4 protein-coding genes are annotated in these 3171 nt (G+C 67.2%); 3 read left to right on the top strand and 1 reads right to left on the bottom strand.

The window, feature by feature from the left end:
• A partial coding sequence (locus tag BN903_RS02895) for a coenzyme F420-0:L-glutamate ligase (protein ID WP_048076298.1) occupies nt 1-486 on the bottom strand: 486 nt, incomplete at its 3' end.
• A 454-nt stretch (nt 487-940) separates the two neighbouring features.
• Between BN903_RS02895 and BN903_RS02890 the strand changes: the two genes are divergently transcribed.
• The 3 genes from BN903_RS02890 to BN903_RS02880 form a co-directional block, all read left to right on the top strand.
• Nucleotides 941-1444: a DUF367 family protein gene (locus BN903_RS02890; RefSeq protein WP_048076297.1), complete on the top strand. Its 504-nt coding sequence runs from the start codon at nt 941-943 to the stop codon at nt 1442-1444.
• A 92-nt stretch (nt 1445-1536) separates the two neighbouring features.
• Nucleotides 1537-2010 carry a redoxin domain-containing protein gene (locus BN903_RS02885; protein WP_048076296.1) on the top strand — a complete coding sequence of 158 codons (474 nt, stop codon included), beginning with the start codon at nt 1537-1539 and terminating at the stop codon, nt 2008-2010.
• A gap of 600 nt (nt 2011-2610) precedes the next feature.
• The coding region (locus tag BN903_RS02880) for a cation transporter (RefSeq protein WP_048076295.1) at nt 2611-3171 on the top strand (561 nt) is incomplete at its 3' end.

Raw genomic sequence — 3171 nt, 5'->3', positions numbered from 1 at the left:
GACCCCGCGCTGGCCGTGGCGGAAGGGCCGGCCGCAGGTGTCGCTGACGACGACGCGGTCGGCCGCGAGCCCCTCCCGGATCCGGTCGGCGCTCTCGGAGGGGCGTTCTGGGAGCAGAAGCAGGTCGCCGTCGGGAACGTTCGACCGGTCGATTCCGGCGTTGACGCCGATGTGGCCGAACCGCGTCGCGGTGAGGAGGAACGGGGCGTCCATGATCAGCTCCGTCGACTCCTCGATGACCGCCTGCGCGAACCGGGGGTCCTTCTCCTCGCCGGAGACCTCCGCGAGGCGGTCGGCGACCTCGTTCGCGCGCGACCCGGCCGGGAAGTCGTCGAGGTCGAAGACGCGCCCCTCGGCCTTCGAGACGACCGTGCTGGCGACGACGACCACGTCGTCCGCGCGGAGGTCGACGCGCTCGTCGATCATGGCCGCCAGGTCGTCTCCCTCCCGGATCTCCGGGAGGTCCGGAACCGCGAACAGCTCCATGCGATCACCTGCGCCGCGACGATGAAAAACCCCGCCGGTACCGGGCCGGTTTGACGGTATCGGGGGTGTGATCCAGACCGATCGGGACTGACTGCCATCAGTTGAATCCGTTTTTTCAGCAGTAGAACTGGGTAATCGGTGTACGTTCACTTGTGTAATCCGCATTATTTTGGTCAAGTAATAGAATATAAGGCGAATACTGATTGTTTTAGCCAAGCCGTTTTCCGTGGCGAAGACCGACTGACGCCTGCGATGAGTGACACACCGACCGAAGAGGAATCGGACCTGATCGAGACGCGAACGCGCGTCCCCTCGGAAGACGACGAACGCGACCGTATCGTGACGCAGACGCGCGCCCCGTGATCGGGCGCGGACGGCGGCTCCGCCCGTTTTTTCGTCGGCTTCCGCTGGCTCCGTTCGTACGCCTTATAACCGGCTCGGCTAATGGCGTACCGTGGACTTACACGTCCGGTACGAGGGCGACGACGACCCCGACAAGTGTACGGCGCGGAAGCTCGCGCGCTTCGACCTCGCGGAGCTTCATCGCTCCGACCGCGCCACGCCGTACGGCGTCGTGTTAAACCCCCACGCCGAGCGCGCGCTCTCGCCGGCGGACGCCGAGCGCGCCCGCGAGAACGCCCTCGTCGCGCTCGACTGCTCGTGGGAGTCCGCCGGCGAGAAGATGTTCTCGCTGCCGGGCGAACACCGCGCGCTGCCGTACCTCGTCGCCGCCAACCCCGTGAACTTCGGGCGGCCGATGAAGCTCACGACCGTCGAGGCGTTCGCGGCCGCGCTGATACTCCTCGGCGAGCGCGACCACGCCGAGCGGATCCTCTCGAAGTTCACGTGGGGCGAGACGTTCCTCGAACTCAACGACGAACCGCTCCGTCGGTACGCCGACTGCGAGGACTCCGCGGAGATCGTCGCGGTCCAACAGGAGTACCTCGACCGGGAGTAGCCCGGGAACGGGCGAGCTCGGTTCACAGTCGACACCAGAACCGAGCGGGGGTGAGACAAGCCTTTTGCCCGAATCGGACGTACGATCGGTCGATGGTATCCACAGGCGACGCCGCACCCACGTTCACCGCGACGGTCGGCACGAGCGACCACGAACCGTTCGACCTCGACGAGGAGATCGGCGACGGGCCGGTCGTCCTGGCCTTCTTCCCCGGCGCGTTCACGCCGCCGTGTACGAACGAGATGATCGCGTTCCAGGAGCGCGCCGACGCGTTCGCGGACGCGGGCGCGACGCTGTTCGGGATCAGTGCCGACTCGCCGTTCTCGCAGGGCGCGTTCCGCGAGGAGCACGGGATCGAGTTCGACCTCGTGAGCGACATGGCCGGCGACGCCATCCGGGCGTACGGCCTCGAAATCGATATCGCCGACCTAGGGCTTCACGGGATCGCCAACCGGGCGGTGTTCGTGATCGACGACGACGGCGAGATCGTCTACGACTGGGTCGCCGACGACCCCACGAACGAGCCGGACTACGAGGCTGTGCTGGACGCGGTCGAGAGCGCTTAGGACGGCGACGTACTGGCCGATCACGGTCCAGCAACATCCGCGTTTTAGTTTTTCACTGCTGCTGATACATCGCCGATCGACATGACCGCCGAAGCCCCAGTCGCGAGGCTGTACGTGACCCCCTTCAGTGAGAGCGGCTCCGTAACCGAGACCGCCGAAGCCCCAGCCGCGAGGCGGGCAGACGCTCGCTGTGCTCCTCGCTCGGTCGCTTCGCTCCCTCGCTGCGGTGCTTACTTCGCCTCTGCCCGCCTCGCGGCTGCCCCTTCGAGTCCCGCCCCGCACCACACCTCTCACCTCCCCAGCCTCGTCGCTGGCGGTCTTCGCTTCGCTCCGACCGCCAGCGACTCCCTCGCGCGGCGCTCTCGCCGGCGGCGAAGCCGCCGGCTGTCCGAGGGACCTTCGGTCCCTCGCTACTCGCGCCCTAAAAGGGCGCTCGGAGGCGCGCGCCGACCGGAAAACGGGTGAGTAGTGGCCGAGAATGCCGTGTATAAATACTCGCTGAAAATTGCTACTCTCAGTTTAATTTTTAATAACTATTTATAAATAGGCTCTCGGAGATGGCAGTCGGATTAATAACGCTCCGCCGGGTACGATCGGGTAATGAGCGACTCACGCGAACCGACCGGTCCCGATGACGGGCCGACCGAACCGTCCGGCGGGGGGTCCGACCGCCCCGACGGGACGGAACTCCGGCTCTCAGTGCCGGACATGGACTGCTCGTCGTGCGCGGGGAAAGTCGAGGGCGCGCTCGACCGCGAGGGCGTCCTCTCGGTCGACACGCGACCGACGACGGGCGTCGTCGTCCTCACGTACGACCCGGAGCGCACGGACGTCGAGGCGCTGACGGCGGCCGTCGAACGCGCCGGCTACGCGGTCGCCGACGCGGAGTCGGACGGCGTCGCCGACGATCTGTTCACCAGCCCCCGAGCGATCGGCACCGCGGTCGGCGGCGTCCTCCTCGCGGTCGGGCCCGCCTTGGAGTGGCTGCTCCCCGGACTCGACCCGACCTTGGTGACGCTGGGTGGGATTGGCTTCCTCGGCCCGTACGTCGTCACCGGGGCGTCCGTCGCGTACCTGCTGGCGGTCGCGGTCGCCGGCCCGCCGATCCTCCGGAACGGGTTCTACTCGCTGCGGGGGTTGAGCCTCGACATCGACCTGCTG

This window comes from Halorubrum sp. AJ67 (genome assembly GCF_000513435.1).
Note: the sequence above shows the minus strand (reverse complement) of the source record. Positions and strands in the feature narration are given on the sequence as shown.